General features: G+C 73.0%; 23 protein-coding genes and 1 tRNA gene. 11 read left to right on the forward strand and 13 right to left on the reverse strand.

Annotation, left to right across the window (positions count from 1 at the left end):
- Positions 1–14 precede the first annotated feature (14 nt).
- The 3 genes from AB0G56_RS09885 to pdhA are packed head-to-tail and all read right to left on the reverse strand — an operon-like array spanning position 15 to position 3,684.
- Complete coding sequence (locus tag AB0G56_RS09885) at positions 15–1,544, reverse strand: dihydrolipoamide acetyltransferase family protein (protein ID WP_360966348.1); 1,530 nt, start codon at positions 1,542–1,544, stop codon at positions 15–17.
- Positions 1,544–2,548, reverse strand: a complete 1,005-nt coding sequence (locus AB0G56_RS09890; protein WP_360966351.1) for an alpha-ketoacid dehydrogenase subunit beta — start codon at positions 2,546–2,548, stop codon at positions 1,544–1,546. The genes AB0G56_RS09885 and AB0G56_RS09890 overlap by 1 nt, the downstream gene beginning before the upstream one ends.
- Entirely contained in the window at positions 2,545–3,684 is a 1,140-nt protein-coding gene (pdhA, locus tag AB0G56_RS09895; protein ID WP_360966354.1) for a pyruvate dehydrogenase (acetyl-transferring) E1 component subunit alpha, read from the reverse strand. The genes AB0G56_RS09890 and pdhA overlap by 4 nt, the downstream gene beginning before the upstream one ends.
- 176 nt (positions 3,685–3,860) lie before the next feature.
- On the opposite strand from pdhA, the gene AB0G56_RS09900 reads away from it, so the two are divergent.
- A complete protein-coding gene (locus tag AB0G56_RS09900) occupies positions 3,861–4,400 on the forward strand; it encodes an Lrp/AsnC family transcriptional regulator (protein WP_360966357.1) in 540 nt (179 codons plus the stop codon).
- A 63-nt stretch (positions 4,401–4,463) separates the two neighbouring features.
- Here AB0G56_RS09900 and AB0G56_RS09905 read toward each other — a convergent pair whose 3' ends face one another.
- The 3 genes from AB0G56_RS09905 to AB0G56_RS09915 form a co-directional block, all read right to left on the reverse strand.
- Positions 4,464–4,790 carry a hypothetical protein gene (locus AB0G56_RS09905; protein ID WP_360966360.1) on the reverse strand — a complete coding sequence of 109 codons (327 nt, stop codon included), beginning with the start codon at positions 4,788–4,790 and terminating at the stop codon, positions 4,464–4,466.
- Positions 4,791–4,905: 115 nt separating this feature from the next.
- Positions 4,906–5,496: a TetR/AcrR family transcriptional regulator gene (locus AB0G56_RS09910; protein WP_360966363.1), complete on the reverse strand. Its 591-nt coding sequence runs from the start codon at positions 5,494–5,496 to the stop codon at positions 4,906–4,908.
- Positions 5,493–7,007 (reverse strand): 3-hydroxyacyl-CoA dehydrogenase, encoded by a 1,515-nt coding sequence (locus tag AB0G56_RS09915; RefSeq protein ID WP_360966366.1) that lies wholly within the window; start codon positions 7,005–7,007, stop codon positions 5,493–5,495. Before AB0G56_RS09915 ends, AB0G56_RS09910 begins: the two co-directional genes overlap by 4 nt.
- 194 nt (positions 7,008–7,201) lie before the next feature.
- On the opposite strand from AB0G56_RS09915, the gene paaN reads away from it, so the two are divergent.
- Positions 7,202–8,893, forward strand: coding sequence for a phenylacetic acid degradation protein PaaN (gene paaN, locus AB0G56_RS09920; RefSeq protein ID WP_360966369.1), 1,692 nt, complete (start codon positions 7,202–7,204; stop codon positions 8,891–8,893).
- Between the two features lie 19 nt (positions 8,894–8,912).
- On the opposite strand, the gene AB0G56_RS09925 is transcribed toward paaN, so the two are convergent.
- The 3 genes from AB0G56_RS09925 to AB0G56_RS09935 are packed head-to-tail and all read right to left on the reverse strand — an operon-like array spanning position 8,913 to position 11,811.
- Entirely contained in the window at positions 8,913–9,674 is a 762-nt protein-coding gene (locus tag AB0G56_RS09925) for a TrmH family RNA methyltransferase (protein ID WP_360966372.1), read from the reverse strand.
- Positions 9,671–10,882 carry an HTTM domain-containing protein gene (locus AB0G56_RS09930; RefSeq protein WP_360966374.1) on the reverse strand — a complete coding sequence of 404 codons (1,212 nt, stop codon included), beginning with the start codon at positions 10,880–10,882 and terminating at the stop codon, positions 9,671–9,673. Before AB0G56_RS09930 ends, AB0G56_RS09925 begins: the two co-directional genes overlap by 4 nt.
- Complete coding sequence (locus tag AB0G56_RS09935) at positions 10,879–11,811, reverse strand: DUF5819 family protein (protein ID WP_360966377.1); 933 nt, start codon at positions 11,809–11,811, stop codon at positions 10,879–10,881. Before AB0G56_RS09935 ends, AB0G56_RS09930 begins: the two co-directional genes overlap by 4 nt.
- Positions 11,812–12,294: 483 nt before the next feature.
- Between AB0G56_RS09935 and paaA the strand changes: the two genes are divergently transcribed.
- From paaA to AB0G56_RS09960, 5 genes are read left to right on the forward strand one after another with little or no spacing between them, the layout of a single operon-like run.
- Positions 12,295–13,305, forward strand: coding sequence for a 1,2-phenylacetyl-CoA epoxidase subunit PaaA (gene paaA, locus AB0G56_RS09940; RefSeq protein WP_360966380.1), 1,011 nt, complete (start codon positions 12,295–12,297; stop codon positions 13,303–13,305).
- Complete coding sequence (gene paaB, locus AB0G56_RS09945) at positions 13,302–13,589, forward strand: 1,2-phenylacetyl-CoA epoxidase subunit PaaB (RefSeq protein WP_037614825.1); 288 nt, start codon at positions 13,302–13,304, stop codon at positions 13,587–13,589. Before paaA ends, paaB begins: the two co-directional genes overlap by 4 nt.
- Positions 13,586–14,356 carry a 1,2-phenylacetyl-CoA epoxidase subunit PaaC gene (gene paaC / locus AB0G56_RS09950; RefSeq protein ID WP_360966383.1) on the forward strand — a complete coding sequence of 257 codons (771 nt, stop codon included), beginning with the start codon at positions 13,586–13,588 and terminating at the stop codon, positions 14,354–14,356. Before paaB ends, paaC begins: the two co-directional genes overlap by 4 nt.
- Positions 14,350–14,979: a 1,2-phenylacetyl-CoA epoxidase subunit PaaD gene (gene paaD / locus AB0G56_RS09955; protein WP_360966386.1), complete on the forward strand. Its 630-nt coding sequence runs from the start codon at positions 14,350–14,352 to the stop codon at positions 14,977–14,979. The genes paaC and paaD overlap by 7 nt, the downstream gene beginning before the upstream one ends.
- A complete protein-coding gene (locus tag AB0G56_RS09960; protein WP_360966389.1) occupies positions 14,979–16,058 on the forward strand; it encodes a 2Fe-2S iron-sulfur cluster-binding protein in 1,080 nt (359 codons plus the stop codon). The genes paaD and AB0G56_RS09960 overlap by 1 nt, the downstream gene beginning before the upstream one ends.
- 284 nt (positions 16,059–16,342) lie before the next feature.
- Here AB0G56_RS09960 and AB0G56_RS09965 read toward each other — a convergent pair whose 3' ends face one another.
- The 3 genes from AB0G56_RS09965 to AB0G56_RS09975 all read right to left on the reverse strand — a co-directional run bounded on the left by AB0G56_RS09965 (position 16,343) and on the right by AB0G56_RS09975 (position 19,414).
- The gene (locus tag AB0G56_RS09965) at positions 16,343–16,690 is read right to left on the reverse strand and encodes a rhodanese-like domain-containing protein (protein WP_360966391.1); all 348 of its coding nucleotides are present in this window, start codon (positions 16,688–16,690) and stop codon (positions 16,343–16,345) included.
- A gap of 66 nt (positions 16,691–16,756) precedes the next feature.
- Complete coding sequence (locus AB0G56_RS09970) at positions 16,757–17,611, reverse strand: hypothetical protein (protein WP_360966394.1); 855 nt, start codon at positions 17,609–17,611, stop codon at positions 16,757–16,759.
- Positions 17,612–17,920: 309 nt separating this feature from the next.
- A complete protein-coding gene (locus AB0G56_RS09975; protein WP_360966397.1) occupies positions 17,921–19,414 on the reverse strand; it encodes a DUF2252 domain-containing protein in 1,494 nt (497 codons plus the stop codon).
- Between the two features lie 576 nt (positions 19,415–19,990).
- Between AB0G56_RS09975 and AB0G56_RS09980 the strand changes: the two genes are divergently transcribed.
- Positions 19,991–20,857, forward strand: coding sequence for a carbohydrate-binding protein (locus AB0G56_RS09980; RefSeq protein WP_360966400.1), 867 nt, complete (start codon positions 19,991–19,993; stop codon positions 20,855–20,857).
- Between the two features lie 127 nt (positions 20,858–20,984).
- On the opposite strand, the gene AB0G56_RS09985 is transcribed toward AB0G56_RS09980, so the two are convergent.
- Positions 20,985–21,068: transfer RNA gene (locus AB0G56_RS09985), tRNA-Leu, on the reverse strand.
- A gap of 571 nt (positions 21,069–21,639) precedes the next feature.
- Between AB0G56_RS09985 and AB0G56_RS09990 the strand changes: the two genes are divergently transcribed.
- The 3 genes from AB0G56_RS09990 to AB0G56_RS10000 all read left to right on the forward strand — a co-directional run bounded on the left by AB0G56_RS09990 (position 21,640) and on the right by AB0G56_RS10000 (position 24,805).
- Positions 21,640–22,509: a DUF3662 and FHA domain-containing protein gene (locus tag AB0G56_RS09990; RefSeq protein ID WP_360966403.1), complete on the forward strand. Its 870-nt coding sequence runs from the start codon at positions 21,640–21,642 to the stop codon at positions 22,507–22,509.
- Between the two features lie 10 nt (positions 22,510–22,519).
- Positions 22,520–23,059 carry an FHA domain-containing protein gene (locus tag AB0G56_RS09995; protein WP_360966406.1) on the forward strand — a complete coding sequence of 180 codons (540 nt, stop codon included), beginning with the start codon at positions 22,520–22,522 and terminating at the stop codon, positions 23,057–23,059.
- A gap of 132 nt (positions 23,060–23,191) precedes the next feature.
- Positions 23,192–24,805, forward strand: coding sequence for a Stp1/IreP family PP2C-type Ser/Thr phosphatase (locus AB0G56_RS10000; protein WP_360966409.1), 1,614 nt, complete (start codon positions 23,192–23,194; stop codon positions 24,803–24,805).
- Positions 24,806–24,826: the final 21 nt, after the last annotated feature.

Below are 24,826 nucleotides of genomic sequence, written 5' to 3' on the forward strand. Positions count from 1 at the left end.
CGGGCGCACTGGCGTCACAGGGTGCGCAGCAGCACCGCCGGCTGTTCCACGCAGTCCGCCACGTAGCGCAGGAATCCGCCCGCCGTGCCGCCGTCGCACACCCGGTGGTCGAAGGTGAGCGAGAGCTGGACGACCTGCCGGACCGCCAGCTCGCCCTCGTGCACCCAGGGCTTGGGGACGATACGTCCGACGCCAAGCATGGCCGCCTCGGGGTGGTTGATGATCGGGGTGGAGCCGTCGACGCCGAACACGCCGTAGTTGTTCAACGTGAAGGTCCCGCCGGTGAGTTCCGCCGGCGTGAGCGTGCCGGCCCGGGCCGCCTCGGTGAGCCGGGCGAACTCGGCCGTCAGCGCCTCGGCATCGCGTGCGTGCGCGTCCCGTACGACGGGTACGACGAGCCCACGTCCGGTCTGCGCGGCGAAGCCCAGGTGGACGTGGTCGAGTCGGACGATCTCCCGGGCCTGCGTGTCGACCGTGGAGTTCAGCTCCGGGTGACGGGCGAGGGCCGCGGTGCAGATCCGGGCGAGGAGGGCGAGCAGGGAGATCTTCGGGCCGCCCGCGGCGTTCATGGCCGCCCGGGCGCGCAGGAGTTCCGTCGCGTCGGCGTCCACCCAGCAGGTCGCGTCGGGGATCTCGCGGCGACTGCGGGACAACTTCTCGGCCACCGCCCCGCGCACGCCCTTGAGGGGGACCCGGGCGCCGGTGGCCGGCCCCCGCACCGAGGCGGGCGCGGACGCGCCGGGCTCGGAGGGGAGCGCGCCGGCCGCCGCCGTGGCCCGGTCCTGCGCCGTGCCGCCGGACCTGAGGGCTCCTTCGACGTCCGCGCGCAGAATGAGTCCGTCGGGCCCGGAGCCCGGCAAGGTCCGCAGGTCCAGGCCGTGCTCGCGGGCGAGCCTGCGCACGAGCGGCGAGATCACCGGGACCGGACCGTCGGCCGGCCGACCGGCCGTGCCCGCACCTGAGGCAGAGGCGGACACGGAGGCGGAGGCCGCGCGCGAGGCACCCCGGGCGTCCGGAGACGGCGCCGGGACGCCGGCGGACCCCGCGGCGGCCGCGGTGGCCGTCGCGCCCGGAACCGCCCGGACCCTGCGGCGGCGCGCCGGGGCCTTTGCCGTGCCGTACCCGACCAGGACGTTGCCGGAACCGCCGCCCGCGCCCCCGGTGCCACCCGGGCCGTCCGAGCCCCCGGTGCCACCCGGGCCGTCCGAGCCCCCGGTGCCACCCGGGCCGTCCGTGCCACCCGAGCCGCCGGTTCCTCCCGCGGCGGGCGGGGCGCTCGGCGCGGGCGGCGCGGCGGGCTCGCCGACCGCGACGGTGAGCAGCGGCGCGCCCACCGGAAGCTCGGCCCCCTCCGCGCCGAAGCGGGCCGTGACCACACCCCCGTACGGGCAGGGCACCTCGACCATGGCCTTGGCCGTCTCGACCTCGACGACCGGCTGGTCCACGGCGACGACGTCGCCCACCTCGACCAGCCAGCGGACGATCTCCGCCTCGGTGAGCCCCTCCCCGAGGTCGGGGAGCCTGAACTCCAGTACCTGTGCCATCAGCCCTCCGCCTCCCACTGCAGACGCGCGACGGCGTCCAGGACCCGGTCGACGCCGGGCAGGTGGTGCCGCTCCAGCATCGGCGGCGGGTAGGGGATGTCGAAACCGGCCACGCGCAGCACCGGGGCCTCCAGGTGGTGGAAGCAGCGCTCGGTGACACGGGCGGCGATCTCCCCGCCCGGCCCGCCGAAGGAGCCGGACTCGTGGACGACGACCGCGCGCCCGGTGCGCCGCACCGACGCGCAGACCGTCTCGTCGTCGAACGGCACCAGCGAGCGCAGGTCGACGACCTCCAGGTCCCAGCCCTCGGCGCGGGCGGCCTCGGCGGCCTCGAGGCAGACGGGCACGGACGGGCCGTAGGTGATCAGTGTGGCGCTGCGGCCGGTGCGCCGCACCACCGCGCGGCCGATCGGCTCCACGGGCTCGGGCTCCTCGGCGTTCCAGGAGTCCTTCGACCAGTACAGCCGCTTGGGTTCGAGGAAGACGACGGGGTCGTCGGAGGCGATGGCCGCGCGCAGCAGCCCGTAGGCGTCGGCGACGGTCGCGGGCGTGACGACATGGAGCCCCGGAGTCGCCATGTAGTACGCCTCGGAGGAGTCGCTGTGGTGCTCGACACCGCCGATGCCGCCGCCGTAGGGGATGCGGACGGTCAGGGGCAGGGGCAGCTTCCCGCGCGTGCGGTTGCGCATCTTCGCCACATGGCTGGCGAGCTGTTCGAACGCCGGGTAGGCGAACGCGTCGAACTGCATCTCGACGACCGGGCGCAGCCCGTACATCGCCATGCCGACGGCGGTGCCGAGGATGCCGGCCTCGGCCAGCGGTGTGTCGGCGCAGCGGTCCTCGCCGAACTCGGCGGCGAGGCCGTCGGTGACCCGGAAGACACCGCCGAGCGTGCCGACGTCCTCGCCCATGACGTGCACGGTGGGGTCGGCGGCCATGGCGTCGCGCAACGCGCGCGTGAGGGCCTGGGCCATGGTGGCCGGCTTGAGCGCCACGGTGGTCATCGGGCCGTGCCCTCCTCCGACTCGGCCACCAGCTCGGCCCGCAGCAGCGCCTGCTGCTCGCGCAGCTGCGGGGTCGGCTCGGCGTAGACGTGTTCGAACAGGTCCATGGGGTCGAGCACGGGGTCCTGGTTCATGCGCTCGCGCAGCCGCGCGGCCATCGCCTCGGCGTCCTCGCGCACGGCCGCGACGGCGTCCTCGTCGAGCACGCCGCGGCCGGTCAGCTCGCGCTCCAGCAGTTCGACCGGGTCGTGGGCGCGCCAGGCCTCGACCTCGGTGTCACCGCGGTAGCGGGTGGCGTCGTCGGCGTTGGTGTGGGCGTCGATGCGGTACGTCACCGCCTCGACCAGGGTCGGACCGCCACCCGCGCGCGCGTGCCGTACGGCGTCGCTGAGCACCTCGTGGACGGCGGCGGCGTCGTTGCCGTCGACCAGGCGGCCCGGCATGCCGTACCCGACGGCCTTGTGGGCCAGGGAGGGCGCCGCCGTCTGCTTGGCGAGCGGGACGGAGATCGCGAAGCCGTTGTTCTGCACCAGGAAGACGACCGGGGCCTGCCAGACGGCGGCGAAGTTCAGCGCCTCGTGGAAGTCGCCCTCGCTGGTGCCGCCGTCCCCGACCATCGCCAGCGCGACCACGTCGTCGCCCTTGAGACGGGCGGCGTGGGCGAGGCCCACGGCGTGCGGCAACTGGGTGGCCAGCGGGGTGGACAGCGGGGCGACCCGGTGCGCGAGGGGGTCGTAGCCGGTGTGCCGGTCGCCGCGCAGCAGGGTGAGGGCCTCGACGGGGTCGACGCCGCGGGCCACCACGGCGAGCGTGTCGCGGTAGCTCGGGAAGAGCCAGTCGCGCTCCTGGAGTGCGAGCGCGGCGGCGACCTCACAGGCCTCCTGGCCGGTGCTGGACGGATAGACGGCGAGCCGGCCCTGCTTGGTGAGGGCGGTGGCCTGCGTGTTGTACCGGCGCCCGCGCACCAGGTGCGCGTACAGACTGCGCAGCAGCTCCGGATCGACCTTCGCGGCGGCCTCCGTGCCAAGGACGCGGTAGGGCTCCGCGTCGGGCAGCAGCGGTGCGGGGTCGGTACGGGGCTGCCAGGCGGGCGGCGGCGATGGCCGGTACGCACCCCGCTGCTCCATGACCGTCATGACGGGCACCTCCTCGTGGGAGCGGCTACGGGAGGCGCGTCGGCTGTGACTCGCCTCACCTACCGATTGTTCGGTCGTCGGCACATTTTGGCTACAGGCGCCCCCAGGCTGTGGACAAACGGTTCTCCACAGCTTGGTATGGATGCAGTACGTCCATGACGGAGAGGCGGGGGGACATGCCGGCTGAACGAATGGCCGAGAACGCCGAGAACACCGAGCGCCCGGAGCACACCGGGCGCCCGGAGGACGCCACCGGCTCCGCCCCGCCGGCCCGCCCGCTGGACGCCATCGACCAGGACATCCTGCGGATGCTCCAGGCGGACGGCCGCGCCTCGATACGGTCGGTCGCCGAACGGGTCCACGTCTCGCGCGCCAACGCCTACGCCCGCATCAACCGCCTCGTCGAGGACGGCGTCATCCGCGGTTTCGGTGCCCGGGTCGACCACGAGCGCGCGGGGCAGAGCACGTCCGCGTACATCACGTTGAAGATCGTGCAGAACTCCTGGCGCACGGTGCGCGACCAGCTGCGCCGGCTCCCCGGGGCCTCCCACATCGCCCTGGTCGGGGGCGACTACGACGTCCTGCTCCTGGTGCACACGCCGGACAACCGGGCACTGCGCGAGGTGGTGCTCACCCGGCTCCAGGCGATCCCCGAGGTACTCAGCACCCGCACGCTGCTGGTGTTCGAGGAGGAGGATCTCGAACCGCAGGGGTGAGGGTGCGGGTCCGCCGTCGGGAGCGAGGGCGCGCGTGCGTCAGGCCTGGGGGCGGGCCCCGCGTCAGGACGAGGCGGCCATCGCGCCGATCAGCAGCATGGCCATGAGCCCCGGCAGGAGCGCGCAGCCGAGTCCGGCACCGGCGGTCAGCACCCGCGCCGTCCGCACGGCCCGGCGGTGCGGCAGCACCCAGGCGACGGCGAGCAGGCCGCACGCCCAGTACAGGACGCCGCCGAAGGAGCCGACGCCGTCGCCGGAGGCGAACCAGCGGTACTCCCATACGAGGAACGGCAGACCGAGCACGGTGGCCGCGAACGGCGCCTTCCACCAGGTGGGGTGAGCGCCCCTGGGCCGCAGACCGTTGTCGTTGTCCTTGTCGTTGTCAGGCATGCGCCCAGCCCATCACCGGGCGGCAGGCCGCGGCATCGGGCGCCGTACTCATCCGGTGATGCCTGCCCTACGCAGCCGCGGTCCGTGCGGCTGCTCAGCCCGCCGGGCCCGGTGGTCAGCCGGACTGCCGCAGTCCGCCGAACACCAGCCGTACCACCGCGTCGCCCACTTCCCGCTCGCTCGCCCCGCGCCCGTCGGGCCGGTACCACTCCACGATCGAGTTGATCATCCCGAAGACCAGCCGGGTCGCGAGCCGTACCTCCACGTCGCCGCGCACCTCGCCGTCGGCCGCCGCCGCCTTCAGCAGCTCGGCCACCCGGTGGTCGAACTCCCGCCGCCGCTCCAGCGCCCAGCGCTCGGTCGCGGTGTTGCCGCGCACCCGCAGCAGCAGGGTCACGTACGGGAGTTCGGCGATGAGCACCTCGACCATGCGCCGTACGACGTACTCCAGGCGGGCGGCGGCACTTCCCGCGCGCGCGTGGTCCTCGTCGAGGATCCCGAAGAGGCCGTCGAGTGCCCTGGTGACCGCCCGGCGCAGCAGCTCCTCCTTGCCTGCGACATGGTGGTAGATCGACGACTTGGAGATGCCGGCCGCCTTGGACAGGTGCTCCATGGAGGTGCCGTCGTAGCCGCGCTCGTTGAAGACCCGCACGGCCACCGAGAGCAGCGTCTGCGGCGTGTACGTGTCGCGTCTGGCGGTGGTCATGAGGCGGACTCCCGCTTGTCGGTGGCGTACGCGTGGCGGTACAGCGCGAGGGAGGGGGCGTAGCGGCCGGACGGGTCGCGCAGGTGCAGGTCGTCCAGGAGGCCATAGGCCCAGGTGCGGCCCAGGCGGCGGCTCCATTCGAAGGGGCCCAGCGGGTAGTTGACGCCCAGGCGCATCGCGGTGTCGATGTCCTCCTCGGTGGCCACGCCCTTGGCCACGGCGTCGTGCGCCAGGTCGACGATCCGCGCGACCGTACGGGCGACGATCATGCCCGGGACGTCGCCGATGACGCTGACGTCCTTGCCGAGCGCCTGGAAGAGACCGGTGGCCTCCGCGAGGGTCTGCGGGGAGGTGTCCTGGGAGGCGGACAGGGCGACGCGGGTGGCCCGGCGGTAGTCGAGCGCCAGGTCGAAGTAGACGACGTCGCGGAACTCCACGGAGGTCTGCCCGTCGGCGAGGACCAGCTGTCCGCCGCTCGGCAGCACCAGGCGGGTGCCGTGGTCCTCGTCCTCCTCGCGGACGGGGATGCCCGCCTCCCGGATGAGCGTGAGCAGCTCCGCCGCCGGGCCCAGGTCGCCCTCGGCGACGACGTGGACGGGCGGCTGCGCGGGCTCCGCGGTGTGCGGCTCGGGGCGCTCGGCCCCGTCGCCGTAGTCGAACCAGCCGTGACCGCTCTTGCGGCCGAGCCGTCCCGACTGCACCAGGCGCCGCTGCGCCAGGGAGGGGGTGAACCGCACGTCCTGGAAGAAGGAACGCCACACGGAGTGCGTCACCGACTCGTTGACGTCCTGGCCGATCAGGTCGGTCAGTTCGAAGGCGCCCATCCTGAATCCGCCGCACTCGCGCAGCACCGCGTCGATGGTGGCGGGATCGGCGGCCTGGCCCTCGTGGACGGCGAACGCCTCGGCGTAGAAGGGGCGCGCGATGCGGTTGACGATGAATCCGGGGGTGTCGGCGCAGGCGACCGGCGTCTTGCCCCACGCGCGGGCCGTCTCGTACGCGCGCGTGGCCGACGTGACGTCGGTGGCGAACCCGGAGACGACCTCGACCAGCGGCATCAGCGGCGCCGGGTTGAAGAAGTGCAGGCCGACCAGGCGGCCGGGGTTGCGCAGCGCGCCGCCGATGGCGGTGACCGACAGGGAGGAGGTGTTGGTGGCGAGCAGGCAGTCGTCGGGGACGATGCCTTCCAGTTCCGTCAGCAGTTCCTGCTTGGCGTCCAGCTCTTCGAGGACGGCTTCCACGACCAGGGAGCAGTCGGCCAGCTCGGTGAGGCCGGCGGCGGGCTGCAGACGGGCGCGGGCCGCGTCCCGGTCGGCGCCCGTGAGCCGGTCCTTCGCCACGAGCCGGTCGAGCCGGGCGCCGATCGCGGCGGCCGCCTCCGCGGCCCGCCCGGGCAGGGCGTCGTACAGACGCACGACGTGGCCCGCGACCAGCGCGACCTGGGCGATGCCCTGGCCCATGGTGCCGGTGCCGACGACGGCCACGGGGCTGCTGAGGTCCAGTGCTGTCATGTGCGCGATCCTCCCGCACGGCGTTTTCCACAGACGCGGCGGACCCCCCTGGCCCGACTTCTCCACAGATGCGGCGGACCCCCTTGTCCCGACCGATCGTTCGGTTACTCTAACTCTGACCGGCCGTCCCTGCCCATGTTTCTGCCAGGTCATGAGCTCGACGAGGAGCTCTCGAGACAAGGAGTTGGTCCCGCATGGCCGCCGAACCGACGACGCACGAGCTGATCGCCCGCCACCGGCCCACTCTCGACCAGGCGCTGGAGGCGATCCGCACGCGCGCGTACTGGTCGCCCCACCCCGAGCACCCCAAGGCCTACGGCGAGCACGGCAGCCTGGACGCCGCCGCGGGCAAGGCCGCCTTCGACGCCCTCCTCGGCACCCGCCTCGACCTCGGCCAGCCCGGCACCGACGACTGGGTGGGCGGCGAGGTCTCGCCGTACGGCATCGAACTGGGCGTGACCTACCCGCACGCGGACATCGACGTACTGCTGCCCGCCATGAAGGCCGGACAGCGGGCCTGGCGCGACGCGGGCCCCGAGGCCCGTGCGGCGGTCTGTCTGGAGATCCTCAAGCGGATCGCCGAGCGGACCCACGAGTTCGCGCACACGGTGATGCACACCTCCGGCCAGGCCTTCCTGATGGCGTTCCAGGCGGGCGGCCCGCACGCCCAGGACCGCGGCCTGGAAGCGGTGGCGTACGCGTACGCGGAGCAGGTGCGCACCCCGGACACCGCCGAATGGACCAAGCCGCAGGGCAAGCGCGACCCGCTCGCCCTGACCAAGGCGTTCACCGCCGTCCCCCGGGGCATCGCCCTGGTCATCGGCTGCAACACCTTCCCGACGTGGAACGGCTACCCGGGCCTGTTCGCCTCCCTCGCCACCGGCAACGCGGTCCTGGTCAAGCCGCACCCGCGCGCGGTGCTGCCGCTCGCGCTCACGGTGAAGACCGCCCGCGAGGTGCTCGCCGAAGCCGGCTTCGACGCCGACCTGGTGGCCCTGGCCGCCGAGCGGCCCGGCGAGGGCATCGCGAAGACCCTGGCCACCCGCCCCGAGATCCGCATCATCGACTACACCGGCTCCACCGCCTTCGGCGACTGGCTCGAGGCCCACGCCCGCCAGGCCCAGGTGTACACGGAGAAGGCCGGCGTCAACACCGTGCTCGTCGAGTCCACGGACGACTACAAGGGGATGCTCGCCAACCTGGCGTTCTCGCTGTCCCTCTACAGCGGCCAGATGTGCACCACCCCGCAGAACCTGCTGATCCCCCGCACCGGCATCCGCACCGACCAGGGCCCCAAGTCCTACGACGAGGTGACCGCCGACCTCGCGCAGGCGGTCGACGGCCTGCTCGGTGACGACGCACGCGCGAACGCGCTGCTCGGCGCGATCGTCAACCCGGACGTCAAGGCCCGCCTGGAGGCCGCGGCGGCCCTCGGTGAGGTCGCCCTCGCCTCCCGCGAGGTCGCCCACCCCGACTTCCCGGACGCGGTGGTCCGCACGCCGGTGATCGTGAAGCTGGACGGCGCCAAGCCGGACGCCGAGGCCGCCTACCTGAGCGAGTGCTTCGGACCGGTCTCCTTCGCGGTCGCCGTCGACTCGGCCGCCGACGCGGTGGAGCTGCTGCGGCGCACGGTCCGCGAGAAGGGCGCGATGACGGTGGGCGCCTACACGACCGACGACGAGGTCGAACAGGCGGTCCAGGACGTGTGCCTGGAGGAGGCCGCCCAGCTGTCCCTGAACCTCACGGGCGGCGTGTACGTCAACCAGACGGCCGCGTTCTCCGACTTCCACGGCTCGGGCGGCAACCCGGCGGCCAACGCGGCCCTCACCGACGGGGCGTTCGTGGCGAACCGCTTCCGGGTGGTGGAGGTCCGCCGCCAGGCCTGAGTCCTCACGGGGACGGGCCTCAGGCCCCGCAACGCGCGGGTGCGCCCCCGCCGGCGCTCCAGTGGTACAGCGTCATCGCCACACTGGTGGCGAGGTTGTAGCTGGAGACCTGGGGGCGCATCGGCAGCGCCACCAGGTGGTCGGCGCGCTCGCGCAGCTCGGCGCTCAGCCCGCTGCGCTCGGAGCCGAAGGCGAGGACGGCGTCGTCGGGCAGCTTCAGCCCGCGGATGTCCTCGCCCTCCGGATCGAGCGCGAACAGCGGCCCGCGCGGGAGCGTCCGCACGCTCAGCCGCTCCACGACGGTCGCGAAGTGCAGCCCGGCCCCGCCGCGCACCACCGTCGGGTGCCACGGGTCCAGCGTGCCCGTGGTGACCACCCCGGTCGCCCCGAAACCGGCCGCCAGCCGGATCACCGCGCCCGCGTTGCCCAGGTTGCGCGGCTCGTCCAGTACGACGACGGGCGCGCTGCGGGGCATGTGCGCCAGCGCCCGCAGTCCGGCCTCGCGGGAGGGCCGTACGGCCAGCGCGGCCACGGCCGTGGGATGCGGACGCGGCACGAGCGACGCGTACGTCTCGCGCCCCACCTCCACCAGCAGGGCGTCCAGGGCGTCCCGGACGTCCGGGGCCAGCTCGTCGGCGAGGGCGAGCGCCGCCTCCCGGTCGGCGGCGACCGCCACCGGCACCTCGGCACCGAAGCGCAGCGCGTGCTTGAGGGCGTGGAAACCGTCGAGCAGCACGGCACCGCCGGCGAGTCGGCGCCAGGTGCCCACGGGGTCGTTCATGCGGGGAAGCCTACGCGGGCGGGTTCGCTCTCCTCCGGGGAGCGCGGCTGCTCGGGCAGGGGGCGGCCCGCGCGCCGCGGCAGCCGGGCACGCGCGCGTGCCGCCGCGCGCCCCAGCCCGCGCAGGAACGGCGTCGGCAGGAACACCGCGTCCGCCGCGATCACCGCCAGGGAGAAGAACGGCAGCCCCAGCACGACGGCGATCACGGCGTGCTCGGTCATCATGGCCACGAGCAGGACGTTCTTCACCCGCCGGTGGAACAGCGTGAACGGGAAGGCGACCTGCACGATCACCGTGCCGTAGGTGACGAGCATCATCATCGTCCCGCTGGAGGACAGCAGATCGGCCAGCGCCGGCCACGGCGAGAAGTAGTCCAGGTGGAGCGGGTAGTAGACGGCGGTGCCGTCCTGCCACCGCGACCCCTGGATCTTGTACCAGCCGGCCGTCGCGTAGATCAGACACGCCTCGGCCATGATCACGGCCAGGGCGGCGTTGTGCACGATGTTGCCGACGACGTCCAGCAGGACCCTGGGCTCGGCCGACCGCGCCCGCCGCCCGACCAGCCAGTACACCCCCTGGGCCGCCCACACGCACCACAGCAGGGCGGCGACCAGCCACTCGCCCTGCGTGCGGCCCGCGAAGGTGACCGCGATCAGGGCCGCCCCGAGCACGCTCCACAGCACGGGCCCGACCCGGTCGGGCACCCGCTCCCCACGCGCGCGTGCCGCCCGCGCCCGCACGGCCCGGCGCGCGTCCAGCGACCACACCCGGCCGCACCGGGTGAAGACCAGGTACAGCGCCATCAGATGCAGGACGTTGTCCCCGCCGTCGCCCATGAAGATGCTGCGGTTCTGCAGCGAGAGCACGCCGAGCATGAAGAGCACGGACGTCGTGCGGGTGCGCCAGCCCAGCAGCAGCAGCAGGCTGGACAGCACGGCGAGGAAGTAGACGGTCTCGAACCAGAACTGGCCCCGGAACCACATCAGGGCCGTGAAGGCGCCGTTGTCGTCGGTCAGCTGCCGGGCGAGGTCCCAGTTCCACGGACCGTCGGGACCGTACATCTCCTGCCGGTGCGGCAGCTCGCGCAGCAGGAACAGCAGCCAGGTACCGGAGAAGCCGATGCGTATCACGGCCGCCTGGCAGGGCCCCAGGGCCGCTTCGGTGACCCGGGCGATCCCCCGGGAGACGCCGAGCGAAAGACCGGTCACTTCACACCTCCCCGGGCCTCGCCGGCCGGGACGGACCACCAGGGCAGCATGCGGTACGAGGCCGCGTCCGACACCTTCTCCCCGCTCCACGCGGGCGGCGGAACGGCGGCGGTGCGGATGCGGACCTGGACGCGTTCGACGACGTCGCCCGGGCCGGCCACGTGGTCACGGTCCAGGCGCAGGACGACGATGCGGCGCAGGTACTCCTGCGACAGCGTGCCGCGCAAACCCAGGGGGCGGTTCTGCCGGTCGTGCGAGGAGGCGTAGAAGTCGAAGCCGCGCCGCAGCTCGTTCTGTTGCGTGTGGCTGGGCAGCAGATTGCCGTCGATGGCCCGGCCGTCCTGCGCGGACAGGTCGTACCAGCCGGTGGTGCGGTCGCCGCCGTCCGTCCTGCGGGTCTCGGCCCGCACCTGGACGGCGATGTTCTGCTGCAACGGGTTCGGCGCGAACAGCTTCCAGTTCTGCTCGAACTCCGGGTAGATCCATTCGTCGATGGCTCGGCCGTGCTGTTTCGTCAGCGTGTTCGACGGCGCGACGTGCAGGAACACCATTCCGACGTGCACACAGGCGACCACCGCGACGACCGCCAGCGCCAGGACCGCACAGATCCCGTAGCGCGGGGACAGCCCGGCGACGACGATCCCCGGACGGACGCCCGGAGAGGGCGAGGGCGAGGGCGAGGGCGAGAGCGAGGAGAGAGCAGGAGAGGAAGAGGGAGCGATGCAAGCCGAGGGGTCCGCCGCGGTGGATTCGGCCGATGCCAGAGACCCGGTCGGCGCGGTGGTCCCGGTCGGCGCGGTGGTCCCGGTCGGCGCGGCAGCCTCGGCGTCCGTGACAGGTTCGGTCTGCGCGGCGGGCCCGGTGGACGTACGGCCCGGCCCGTCCGACGCCCCGTCCGGGGCGTTCACATCCCCGTCATACGCTTTCATTCCGCCCCGTTTCCCGATTCCGGTCCGCGTCCCGGCCCTGCGGCCGCCAGGCCGCCCGGAGGACTCCGGACGCCGTCGCAGCGCCGCGCCCGCGTCGCCCACTCCCGGGCGCCGCACGGAACGGTACTCAGGGCCGCCCGCGCGGCACAGCCCCGGTCCCGCGCCCGCGCGGCCGTGATCCGCTCTCGTACCGCTTTTCGTACCGCTTTTCGTACCGCTTTTCGTACCGCTTTTCGTACCGCTCTACGGCCCTTCGCCCGCATGGCCCCCGAGGCGGCGCGCCGCCCACGGCACGTCCGCCCTGTCCACAGGAGGCGTCCACGGTTGTCCACAGCGGTTGACACCCTACGGCGGCGGGCCGCACCATGGAATTCGACCGAACCGAACGATCGGTCGGGAGAGTGCGGAGTCCACGGAGTACGGAGTCCGGACCCGGAGTACGAAGTCCGAAGTACGGAGCAGCCGAAGGTCGAGGGGGACCGCATGGCGACAGCAGCCGCAGAGCAGACGGCCGGCGCCCCGGCGTGCGACGCGCCGGACGCCGCCGCGGGAGCCGACACCCGTGAGCGCGCGTTCGACGCGACACTGGCCGCAGACGAGCGCATCGAGCCGCGGGACTGGATGCCCGACGCCTACCGGGCGTCCCTGGTCCGGCAGATCGCGCAGCACGCCCATTCCGAGATCATCGGCATGCAGCCCGAAGCCAACTGGATCACGCGGGCGCCGTCCCTGCGCCGCAAGGCCATCCTCCTGGCCAAGGTCCAGGACGAGGCCGGTCACGGCCTCTACCTCTACAGCGCGGCCGAAACCCTGGGCACCAGCCGCGAAGAACTGCTCGACAAACTGCACAGCGGACGCCAGAAGTACTCCTCGATCTTCAACTACCCCACCCTCACCTGGGCGGACGTGGGCGCCATCGGCTGGCTGGTGGACGGCGCGGCGATCACCAACCAGGTCCCGCTGTGCCGCTGCTCCTACGGCCCCTACGCCCGCGCGATGGTCCGCATCTGCAAGGAGGAGTCGTTCCACCAGCGCCAGGGGTACGAGCTGCTGCTCACCCTGAGCCGGGGCACGCCCGAACAGCACGCGATGGCACAGGACGCCGTGGACCGCTGGTGGTGGCCGTCGCTGATGATGTTCGGACCGCCCGACGACGCCTCCCAGCACTCCGCGCAGTCGATGGAATGGAAGATCAAACGCCATTCGAACGACGAGCTGCGCCAGCGTTTCGTCGACATCTGCGTCCCCCAGGCCGAGTCGCTCGGCCTCACGCTGCCTGACCCGGACCTGAAGTGGAACGAGGAACGGGACCACTACGACTTCGGCACCATCGACTGGACCGAGTTCTGGGACGTCCTCAAGGGCAACGGCCCGTGCAACGACCAGCGCATCACCCAGCGCCGACGGGCCCACGACGAGGGCGCCTGGGTACGGGAGGCGGCCGCGGCCCACGCGGCCAAGCACGCCGGCACGACGGAAGCGGAGCAGGCATGACGAACACCGACTGGCCCCTGTGGGAGGTCTTCGTGCGCTCGCGGCGCGGACTGTCCCACACCCACGCCGGCAGCCTGCACGCCCCGGACGCGGAACTGGCCCTGCGCAACGCCCGGGACCTGTACACCCGGCGCGGCGAGGGCGTCTCGATCTGGGTCGTCCCCTCGGCGGCGATCACCGCCTCCTCGCCGGACGAGAAGGACCCGTTCTTCGAGCCGGCCGCCGACAAGCCCTACCGGCACCCGACCTTCTACGAGATCCCGGAAGGGGTGAAGCACCTGTGACGCCCACCGCCCCCGCCAACTCCGCGGTCGCCCCCACCGCCACGGCCGCCCCTGCCACCGTCCCCGCCACCGCCGCCCTGGCCCTGGGCGACGACGCCCTGGTGCTCTCCCACCGCCTGGGGGAATGGGTGGGGAGCGCGCCCGTCCTGGAGGAGGAGGTCGCCCTCGCCAACATCGCCCTCGACCTGCTGGGCCAGGCCCGCGTGCTGCTGTCCCTGGTCGGCGACGAGGACGAGCTGGCGTATCTGCGCGAGGAGCGCGCCTTCACCAACCTCCAGCTCGTCGAGCAGCCCGGCGGCGACTTCGCGCACACGATCGTCCGCCAGTTGTTCTTCTCCACCTACCAGCACCTGCTGTACGGCCGCCTGGCCGAGGGGGAAGGCGCGTTCGCGCCGCTCGCCGGGAAGGCCGTCAAGGAGGTCGCCTACCACCGCGACCACGCCGAGCAGTGGACGCTGCGCCTCGGTGACGGCACCGACGTCAGCCACGAACGCATGCGGCGCGCCCTCACCGCGCTGTGGCGGTTCACCGGCGAGATGTTCCAACCGGTGCCGGGCCTGGACGTCGACTGGACCGGCCTGGAGGCAGCCTGGCTGGAATCCGTCACCGATGTGCTGGAGCGGGCCACGCTGACGCTGCCCGAGGGCCCGAGGACCGGGGCGTGGTCCGCGGGCGCGGGCCGACAGGGCCTGCACACCGAGCCGTTCGGGCGGATGCTCGCCGAGATGCAGCACCTGCACCGCAGTCATCCGGGGGCGACATGGTGACCACGACGACCCCGTTCGAAGCCGGGCTCGAAGCCGAACTGCTGCGTCTGGCCGGCTCGGTCCCCGACCCCGAGCTGCCCGTGCTGACCCTGGAGGAACTGGGCGTGGTCCGGGCGGTGCACGTGCGCGGTACGGACGCCGTGGAGGTCGAACTGACCCCCACCTACACCGGCTGCCCGGCGATCGAGGCCATGTCGCTGGACATCGAGCGGGTGCTGCGCGGCCACGGCATGCGCGAGGTCGCCGTCCGCACGGTGCTCTCCCCTGCCTGGTCCACGGACGACATCTCCGCCGAAGGACGGCGCAAGCTCCGTGAGTTCGGCATAGCGCCCCCGCGCGTGAGCACGTCGCCCTCGGCCCCCGTCCCGCTGGCACTCGGCCCGACCCGCACCCGCACGGACCGAGCCCCGGCGGACCGCACACCGCCGGACGGAACACCGGCGGACAACGCATCCACGAACCAGACACCCGCCGAGGACACCGCTCCACCCGAGCCCGTCCACTGCCCCCACTGCGGCTCCGCCGACACCGAGCTGCTCAGCCGGTTCTCCTCCACCGCGTGCAAGGCGCTGCGCCGCTGTCTGGCCTGCCGGGAACCGTTCGACCACTTCAAGGAGGTGTGATGGCCCGCTTCCACCCCTTGCCCGTCACGGCGGTCGACCGGCTCACCGACGACTCCGTGGCCCTCACCTTCGCGGTACCGCCCGAGCTGCGCGAGGAGTACCGGCACGCGCCGGGCCAGCACCTCGCCCTGCGCCGGGCGGCCGAGGGCGCCGACGGGGTCGACGTACGGCGGACGTACTCGATCTGCTCACCGGCGCCCGCCCCCGGCGACGAGGGACCGCGGACCCTGCGGGTCGGCGTGCGGCTGGTGGAGGGCGGGGCCTTCTCGACGTACGCCCTCAAAGAGATCGGCCTCGGTGACGAGCTGGAGGTGATGACCCCGGCGGGCCGGTTCACGCTGGAGCCCGCGCCCGGGCTGTACGCGGCGGTCGTCGGGGGCAGCGGCATCACACCCGTGCTGTCCATCGCCTCGACGTTGCTGGCCCGCGAACCCGCCGCCCGGTTCTGCCTGATACGCAGCGACCGGACGACCGCGTCGACGATGTTCCTGGAGGAGGTCGCCGACCTGAAGGACCGCTATCCCGCGCGGCTGCAACTGGTGACGGTGCTCTCCCGGGAGGAGCAGCAGGCGGGACTGCCCTCCGGACGGCTCGACCAGGAGCGGCTCACGGCGCTGCTGCCCGCGTTGCTGCCGCTGCCCGACGTGGCCGGCTGGTTCCTGTGCGGGCCGTACGGGCTGGTGCAGGGCGCCGAGCGGGCCCTGCGCGGCCTGGGGGTGCCCCGGGCCAGGGTCCACGAGGAGATCTTCCACGTGGACGCCGGTACGGGGTCCGGCCCTGCGGCACCGGCGACGGCGCCCGCGCACAGCACGGTCACCGTGCGGCTCGACGGCCGCGGCGGGACCTGGCCGGTCCAGGAGGGGGAGACCCTGCTGGAGACGGTCCTGCGCAACCGGCCCGACGCTCCGTACGCCTGCAAGGGCGGCGTGTGCGGAACGTGCCGGGCCTTCCTGGTCGCGGGCGAGGTACGCATGGACCGCAACTTCGCGCTGGAGCCGGAGGAGACGGACGCGGGATACGTCCTGGCGTGCCAGTCGCACCCGGCGACGGAACAGGTGGAGCTGGACTTCGACCGCTGACCACCGCGGCCCCGCCGAGCGGCACGGCACCGGCGGGGCCGCCTCAGCGGCCCCGTCGGCGGCACGGCGCGCCCGCCCTGTCAGAAGGCGGGGCGCCGACGGGCCCCGCCCACCGGAGACGAAGACGCAGCACCCTCCTACGCCGGCGCACGTCTCCACCGAAGTCCTGCTCCGCCAGGAGCCTGCCCTGTCAGGGCCCTACTCTGTCAGGACCCTGCCTGCCAGGAACCTGCTCTGTCAGGGCCCGCCCAGCCGGAGTCCTGCTCTGTCAGGGCCCCGTTGCGTCAGAGGACGTGGCCCGAGCCGCCGCCATCGGTCACCACGGCGCGGCCGGAGGCGGCCCAGACCTGCATGCCGCCGTCGACGTTCACCGCGTCGATGCCCTGCTGCACCAGGTACATCGTGACCTGTGCCGAACGGCCGCCGGAACGGCAGATCACGTGGACCCGCCCGTCCTGCGGCGCCGCCTCGGTGAGTTCACCGTAGCGGGCGACGAAGTCGCTGATGGGGATGTGCAGGGCCCCCTCGGCATGCCCCGCCTGCCACTCGTCGTCCTCGCGGACGTCCAGCAGGAAGTCGCCGTCCTTGAGGTCCTTGACCTCGACCGTCGGTACACCAGCTCCGAAACCCATGGGTCCGACGCTACCCGACGCGCCCGGTTCAGCGATCGCCGCGCACGGGGACCCGGCCGCTTCCGGTCAGGAGTCGGTCCCGTCCTGGAACCGCGCGAGCTGCGACTCGCGTTCCGCCACGTCGTCGCGCAGTTGCCCGGCGATCTCGTCGAGCAGGCCGTCGGGGTCGTCCGGAGCGAGCCTGAGCATCGCGGCGATCGCGCTGTCCTCCAGTTCCTTGGCGAAGAGCGCGAGCATCTCCTTGCGCTGGGCGAGCCACTCCAGGCGGGCGTACAGCTCCTCGGCGCGGCTCGGCTCCTGCTCGGCGGGGGCCGGCCCGGCGGCCCACTCCTCGGCCAGCTCGCGCAGCTCCTTCTCGTCGCCCCGGGCGTAGGCGGCGTTGACCCGGGTGAGGAACTCCTCGCGCCGCTGCCGCTCGCCTTCCTCCTGGGCCAGGTCGGGGTGGGCCTTGCGCACCAGGTCACGGTAGAGACCGCGGGCCTCCTCGCTGGGCCGCACCCGCTGCGGGGGCCGCACGGGCTGGTCGGTGAGCATCGCCACGGCCTCCGGGAACAGGCCGTCCCCGTCCATCCAGCCGTGCAGCAGGTCCTCCACACCGGGGATCGGCGCCAGCCGGGCCCGCGCCTCCTGGGCCTTGCGCAGGTCCTCGGGATCGCCGCTGCGGGCGGCGCGCGCCTCGGCGATCTGCGCCTCCAGCTCCTCCAGGCGGGCGTAGAGCGGGCCGAGCCGCTGGTGGTGCAGCCGGGAGAAGTTCTCGATCTCCACCCGGAAGGTCTCCACCGCGATCTCGAACTCGATGAGCGCCTGCTCGGCGGCCCTGACGGCCCGCTCCAACCGCTCTTCGGGCCGCGCGGCAGCGTTCTCGGACGTCGCCCGGTCCGCTCCGGCGACGCCACCCTGCTCAGCTTCCGGAGTCGTCACCCGACCAGCGTAGGCCACGCGGACGCCCGCCCTCCCCGCCCGAGACCCCGATGCCCGCGTCGGCCTCCCCGCCCGAGACCCCACGGCCCCGTCCGAGAGGCACCCCCACGGCCCCACACGCGAGGCACCCCCGCGCCGCCCACCGACCAAGACCAAGCCCAAGCCCGAGACCGAGACCGAGACCGAGCCCCCTCCCCCTCGGGTCCCCGGCCTCGCGCCCGGTCCACCTCGGCCCTGGACGCCTATCTCCACCTCGGCCCTGGACGCCCATCTCCGCCTCGGCCCTGGACGCCCATCTCCGCCTCGGCCCTAGACGCCCATCTCCGCCGCGACCCGCCCCGTGCGGACCGCCGCGACCAGGTCCGCGTGGTCCGCCTCGGTGCGGTCCGCGTAGGCGACGGCGAACGCGCCGATCGCCTCGTCCAGTTCCTGGTTCTTGCCGCAGTAGCCGGCGATCAGCCGCGGATCGGCGCTGTGAGCGTGGGCGCGCGCCAGCAGCGCGCCGGTCATCCGGCCGTAGTCGTCGATCTGGTCGGCGGGCAGCGCCGCCGGGTCGACGCTGCCCTTGCGGTTGCGGAACTGCCGTACCTGGAAGGGCCGCCCGTCGACGGTGGTCCAGCCCAGCAAGATGTCGCTGACCACCTGCATCCGCTTCTGCCCGAGCACCACGCGCCGGCCCTCGTGGACCACCTCGGCAGAGCCGGCCTCTCCGGCCCCGGAAGCCTCCGGCAGGTGCGGCAGCAGCGCCGACGGCCGGGCCTCCTTCACCTGGAGCACCAGCGGCTCACCGCGGTGGTCCAGCAGCAGCACCACGTACGACCGCGTGCCCACACTGCCCGTGCCGACCACCCGGAACGCGACGTCGTGCACCGCGTGCCGGGCCAGCAGCGGAAGACGGTCCTCGGGGAGGGTGGCCAGGTACTGCTCCAACGACGCCGCCACCGCCGCGGCCTCCGCGTCCGGCACCCGCCGCAGCACCGGCGGGGCGTCCACGAAGCGCCGCCCGCCGTCCTCCGCCCGCTCGGTCGACTTGGCCGCGAACCGCCCGCTGGTGTTGGCCCGCGCCTTCTCCGAGACCCGTTCCAGGGTGCCGAGCAGGTCGTGGGCGTCGGAGTGGGAGACGAGTTCCTCGTCGGCGATGGCGTTCCAGGCGTCCAGGACCGGGAGCCGGGCCAGCAGGCGCATCGTGCGCCGGTAGGCTCCCACCGCGTCCTGGGCCGCCTCGCGGCAGCTGTCCTCGTCGCAGCCCGCCTCGCGGCCCGCGAGCACCAGGGAGGCGGCGAGCCGCTTGACGTCCCACTCCCAGGGACCGCGCACGGTCTCGTCGAAGTCGTTCAGGTCGATGACGAGGCCGCCGCGGGCGTCGCCGTACAGACCGAAGTTGGCCGCGTGGGCGTCGCCGCAGATCTGGGCGGCGACACCGGTCATGGGGGTGCGTGCGAGGTCGTAGGCCATGAGGCCGGCCGCGCCGCGCAGGAAGGCGAACGGCGTGGCCGCCATCCTGCCCACCCTGATCGGTATCAGGTCGGGTATCCGCCCATGGTTGGACTCCTCGACGGCCGTGACGGCGTCCGGCCGGCCCGCGTCCGCCTCGAACACGGCGTGCGCGGCCCGTGCGACGCGCCGGCGCAGTGCCTTGCCCTCCGCCTTGGGCGACCCGCCGGCGGGCCACCGCGCGAACCCGGGCACCCCCGGCACCCGCCCCGCAGCCGCCCCGCTCCCGGGATCGCCCCCGCTTTGGCCCTCGTCGCTTCCGGCCGCCGCCGTACCCGATCCCGCCCCGGCCCCACTGCCCTCGGTCATCAAGAACCGCCCCTCCCGCTCCCGTTGCTGCCCTGCCCGCCCACGCGGCGCGCCCCGACGCTACAGCGAAGCGGCCCGCACCACCCCTGCACGCAGACAGAACCCCGGCCCACCGCTGCACGCAGACAGAACCCCACCCCACCCGCACACCCGGCCCGGACCCTCACCCCACCCGTACACCTCAGACCGAACCCCCCTTCCCACCCGTACCCCCCAGACCGAACCCCCGCCCCACCCACCCGCGCCCCCCGCAGCCACCACACCGAAGCCCCCGGCACCCGCACCGAAGCCCCCACCGCACACCTCATCCACCCCACCGCACACCACAACCTCGCCCCCGCGCCCGCGCGACCGCCCCCCACCGCCCCCTCCCACCACGCTGCATAACGCCGTGCAGAGGGCCGACCGGTATCTCCTCCACCCGCCACCAGCGCGATTACAGTCGTCCGCGATCGTCCGCGATCACCAACGGAGCGCGTCCGCCCGACAAGACACAGCCTGCCCCGCGCGGCGGGCGCGCTCCTGTCATGCACGTCCCGTCCTTCTTCCCCCACCGAGGAGACCGAGGAACCCGCCATGACACCAACCGCTCCGGACGGCCCCGGCCCCAGTCCCCGGCCCGGCCCCGGCCCCGCGGCCGACCGCGTGATCAGCCGCAAGAGCCTGCTGAAGGCGGCCGTCGCCGCCGGTGCCGCCATCCCGCTGCTCACGGGCACGGTGGCCCTCGCCCGGGACTCCGCCGGCCGGGGGAGCTCCCTGTCCGCGACCCCCACCTGCGGCGACGGCGACGGCCCGACCCACGACCAGATCGAGGGCCCCTACTTCAAGCCGAACTCCCCGTTGCGCACGAACCTGGTGACCTCGGGCACCAACGGCACCCCGCTGACCGTCAGCGGCTACGTCTTCGGCCGCAACTGCGTCCCGCTCCCCGGGGTCCTCCTGGACTTCTGGCAGGCGGACGACGCCGGGAACTACGACATGGCCGGCTTCACCCTGCGCGGCCACCAGTTCACGGACGCCAAGGGAGCCTTCTCCCTCACCACGATCGTCCCGGGGCTCTACCCGGGCCGCACCCGGCACATCCACGTCAAGGCGCAGGCGCCGGGTCAGCCGGTGCTCACGACCCAGCTGTACTTCCCGGGTGAGCCACGCAACAACACGGACACCCTCTTCGACCCCGCGCTGCTGATGAACGTGCGCGGCGCCGGCAACGGCAGGGAGGGCACGTTCGACTTCGTGCTGAACGTCGACGGGACACCCGGACCCGGTGGCCCCACCGACCCGCCGACCGACCCGCCGGGCGGCACCTGGGCCCCCGGGCACTCCTACACGGCGGGCGACCGGGTGACGTACAACGGCGCCGGCTACACCTGTGTCCAGGCCCACACCTCGATGGCGGGCTGGGAGCCGCCCAACGTCCCCGCCCTGTGGCGCGCCGAGTGACCTGCCCCTCCTGAGACCTTCCTCACAAGGCCGGCGGTCGCAGTACGTGACATGAGCAGGCCGAGTAGGCGCCGACCGGGGGAACGCGAAAGCCCCGCAGGTCAGAGACCTGCGGGGCTTTCAGCTGTGCGCGAGGGGGGAGTTGAACCCCCACGCCCTTGCGGGCACTGGAACCTGAATCCAGCGCGTCTGCCTATTCCGCCACCCGCGCATTGGGTGTGTCCTCCGGCTCCGCTCCCTTTCGGGCCCGGCGCCTTCCGACATGCAGAACATTAGCACGCCGCGCAGGGTGGATTCACACCCCTTTCCCGGGGCAGGTGCCCAGGCCCGGGGCCCTCCGCCCCTGTCCGGCCCGACCTGCCCGCCCCGGCCCCGCGGCCCCGCCGGCCCGGCCGCCCGCCGCTCACGTATCAACCCGTGCCTGTTCACGTATCAACCTCGTACCGGTCCGGCCCGTCTCCCCAGGAGCCGGGGCGGGTCCGCCGCCGGGTGCGGGACACTGGTCCGTGGCCGCCTCTACGATCCTGGGCAGAAGTACGGCAGGAGTACGGCACAAGTACGGAGGAGTACGGAGCAGTACTCAGCGCTACCAGCCGCCGAGGCAGCAGACGCCGACGACCCGTCGACGAGGCCGACAGGGGGAACCAGCCGATTTACCGGCGCGTGGATACGATCAGTAAGCAGTACCAGGCAAGCAGAACGCATCAGCACGACGGCAAGACCCGCAACATCGGCAACACCGGCAAGACCCGAAACGACGGCCACGACGGAGGAGGTGCCCCATGGGAGTCCTGAAGAAGTTCGAGCAGCGCCTCGAAGGTCTGGTCAACGGCACCTTCGCAAAGGTCTTCAAGTCCGAGGTCCAGCCCGTGGAGATCGCGGGTGCGCTCCAGCGCGAGTGCGACAACAACGCGACGATCTGGAACCGCGACCGCACGGTCGTACCCAACGACTTCATCGTGGAACTGAGCGCGCCCGACTACGAGCGGCTCAGCCCCTACTCCGGACAGCTCGGCGACGAGCTGGCCGGCATGGTGCGCGACTACGCCAAGCAGCAGCGCTACACCTTCATGGGACCGATCAAGGTCCACCTGGAGAAGGCGGACGACCTCGACACCGGTCTGTACCGGGTGCGCAGCCGCACGCTCGCCTCCACCAGCAGCCAGCAGGCCCCCCAGTCCCCGCCCCAGGCGTCCCCGCCCGGCCCGTCCGCCGCGCCCGGCCGCCCCGGCGCCCAGGGCGGCTACGGCTATCCGCCCGCCGCGCCGCCCGCGGCAGCACCCCCCATGCCCGCCACGCCGCCGCCCGGCGGGTACGGCTACCCGCCGCCCGCCGCCGCCCGGCCCCCGCAGGCCCCGGCCGCCGGCGGCCGCACCCGCTACTGGATCGAGATCAACGGCACCCGCCACCAGATCTCCCGCCCGACGCTGGTGCTGGGCCGCAGCACCGAGGCCGACGTGCGGATCGACGACCCCGGCGTCTCCCGCCGGCACTGTGAGATCCGGACCGGAACGCCCTCGACGATCGCGGATCTCGGGTCCACCAACGGCATCGTGGTGGACGGGCAGCACACCACCCGCGCTACGCTCCGCGACGGCTCGCGGATCGTCGTGGGCAGCACCACCGTTATCTATAGGCAAGCCGAAGGGTGAACCGGGGGCAATGTCAGAGCTGACCCTCACGGTCATGCGGCTGGGTTTCCTGGCCGTACTGTGGCTGTTCGTGATCGTGGCCGTGCAGGTCATCCGCAGCGACCTGTTCGGTACGCGCGTCACCCAGCGGGGGTCCCGCCGGGAGGCCGCACGGCCCCAGCAGACCGGGCGACAGGCAGGCCGGCAAGCGGCACGCCAGACCGCCGCCGCGCCGCCGCCGCAGCGCGGCCAGCAGGGCAGCGGCCGGCGCCGCAACGCCCCCGCAAAGCTGGTGGTGACCGAAGGCACCCTCACCGGCACCACCGTCGCGCTGCAGGGCCAGACGATCACCCTGGGCCGCGCGCACGACTCCACGATCGTGCTGGACGACGACTACGCCTCCAGCCGCCATGCCAGGATCTACCCGGACCAGGGCGGCCAGTGGATCGTCGAGGACCTCGGATCCACCAACGGCACCTACCTGGACCGGTCCCGGCTGACGACCCCCACACCGATCCCGCTGGGCGCGCCGATCCGCATCGGCAAGACCGTCATCGAGCTGCGGAAGTAGTACGAACATGAGCGAGCGGAGCGAGCACGCAGCGGCGGCCTGCACCCAGGGCCGCGGCGCGCTCCCGACCGGAGGGTGGGCAGTGTGGCTCGACACGATCGGCTGTACCCGGAGCCGACGGGCGAGGTGCGCATGAGTCTGTCACTGCGCTTCGCCGCCGGATCGCACAAGGGCATGATCCGCGAGGGCAACGAGGACTCCGGTTACGCCGGCCCCCGCCTCCTCGCGATCGCCGACGGCATGGGCGGCCAGGCCGCCGGCGAGGTCGCCTCCTCCGAGGTGATCTCCACCATCGTCGCCCTCGACGACGACGTCCCCGGCTCCGACATCCTCACCTCGCTCGCCACGGCCGTGCAGCGCGCCAACGACCAGCTGCGCGCCATGGTCGAGGAGGACCCCCAGCTCGAAGGCATGGGCACCACGCTCACCGCCCTGCTGTGGACCGGCCAGCGCCTCGGCCTCGTACACGTCGGCGACTCGCGCGCCTACCTGCTGCGCGACGGCGTCCTCACCCAGATCACCCAGGACCACACCTGGGTGCAGCGCCTCGTCGACGAGGGACGCATCACCGAGGAAGAAGCCACCACCCACCCGCAGCGCGCCCTCCTGATGCGCGCCCTCGGCAGCAGCGAGCACGTCGAACCCGACCTGTCCATCCGCGAGGTGCGGGCCGGCGACCGGTACCTGATCTGCTCCGACGGCCTCTCCGGCGTCGTCTCCCACCAGACGATGGAGGAGACCCTCGCCAGCTACCAGGGCCCGCAGGAGACCGTGCAGGAACTGATCCAGCTCGCGCTGCGCGGCGGCGGCCCCGACAACATCACCGTCATCGTCGCCGACGTCCTCGACCTCGACACCGGCGACACCCTCGCCGCCCAGCTCTCCGACACCCCGGTCGTGGTCGGCGCGGTCGCCGAGAACCAGCACCACCTGCACGACAACGGCATCATGCAGACCCCGGCCGGCCGCGCCTCAGGCCTCGGCCGCCAGGTCCCCGGGCAGGGCAGCGGGGGCGGCGAGTTCGGACCGCCCGGATCCGGCGACACCACCGGCTTCATCTCCACCGACGGCCTGGGCTACGGCGACGACGACTTCGTCAAGCCGCGCAGGGGCCGCGGGTGGCTGAAGGTCTCCCTGTACAGCGTCCTCGCGCTCGCCGTCATCGGCGGCGGCCTCTACGGCGGCTACCGCTGGACCCAGACCCAGTACTACGTCGGCACCAACGAGGAGCACGTCGCCCTCTACCGCGGCATCAGCCAGGACCTGGCCTGGGTGAAGCTGTCCAAGGTGGAGAAGGACCACCCGGAGATCGAACTCAAGTACCTGCCGCCCTACCAGCAGAAGCAGGTCAAGGCGACGATCGCCGAGGGCGGCCTGCCGGAGGCGCAGAAGAAGGTCGACGAACTGTCGGTGCAGGCCTCCGCGTGCCGCAAGGAGTCCGAGCGCCGCGCCGCCGAGGCGAAGAACGGCGCCAAGACGGACCAGGACAAACCGGACCAGGGCAAGACGGGCAAGGGCAGGAACGGCGGCACCACGGGAACCACCCCCGCCTCCTACACGTCCAAGACGACGTCGAACCCGTCGGCCCCGAACTCGTCGACGTCGAAGACGACGTCCAAGACACTCTCGTCCCCGTCGTCCAAGTCTCCGTCCACGTCCGCGACCGCGACCGCGTCCACATCCAGCCCCGGCCCCACTCTCTCGGAGGAAGAGCAGAAGGTCGTCTCGCTGTGCGGTAAGCAGTAGGCAAGCCGTGAGAGGCCCTGT

It is taken from the genome of Streptomyces sp. NPDC021356, from assembly GCF_040641015.1.
Classification (GTDB): Bacteria; Actinomycetota; Actinomycetes; order Streptomycetales; family Streptomycetaceae; genus Streptomyces.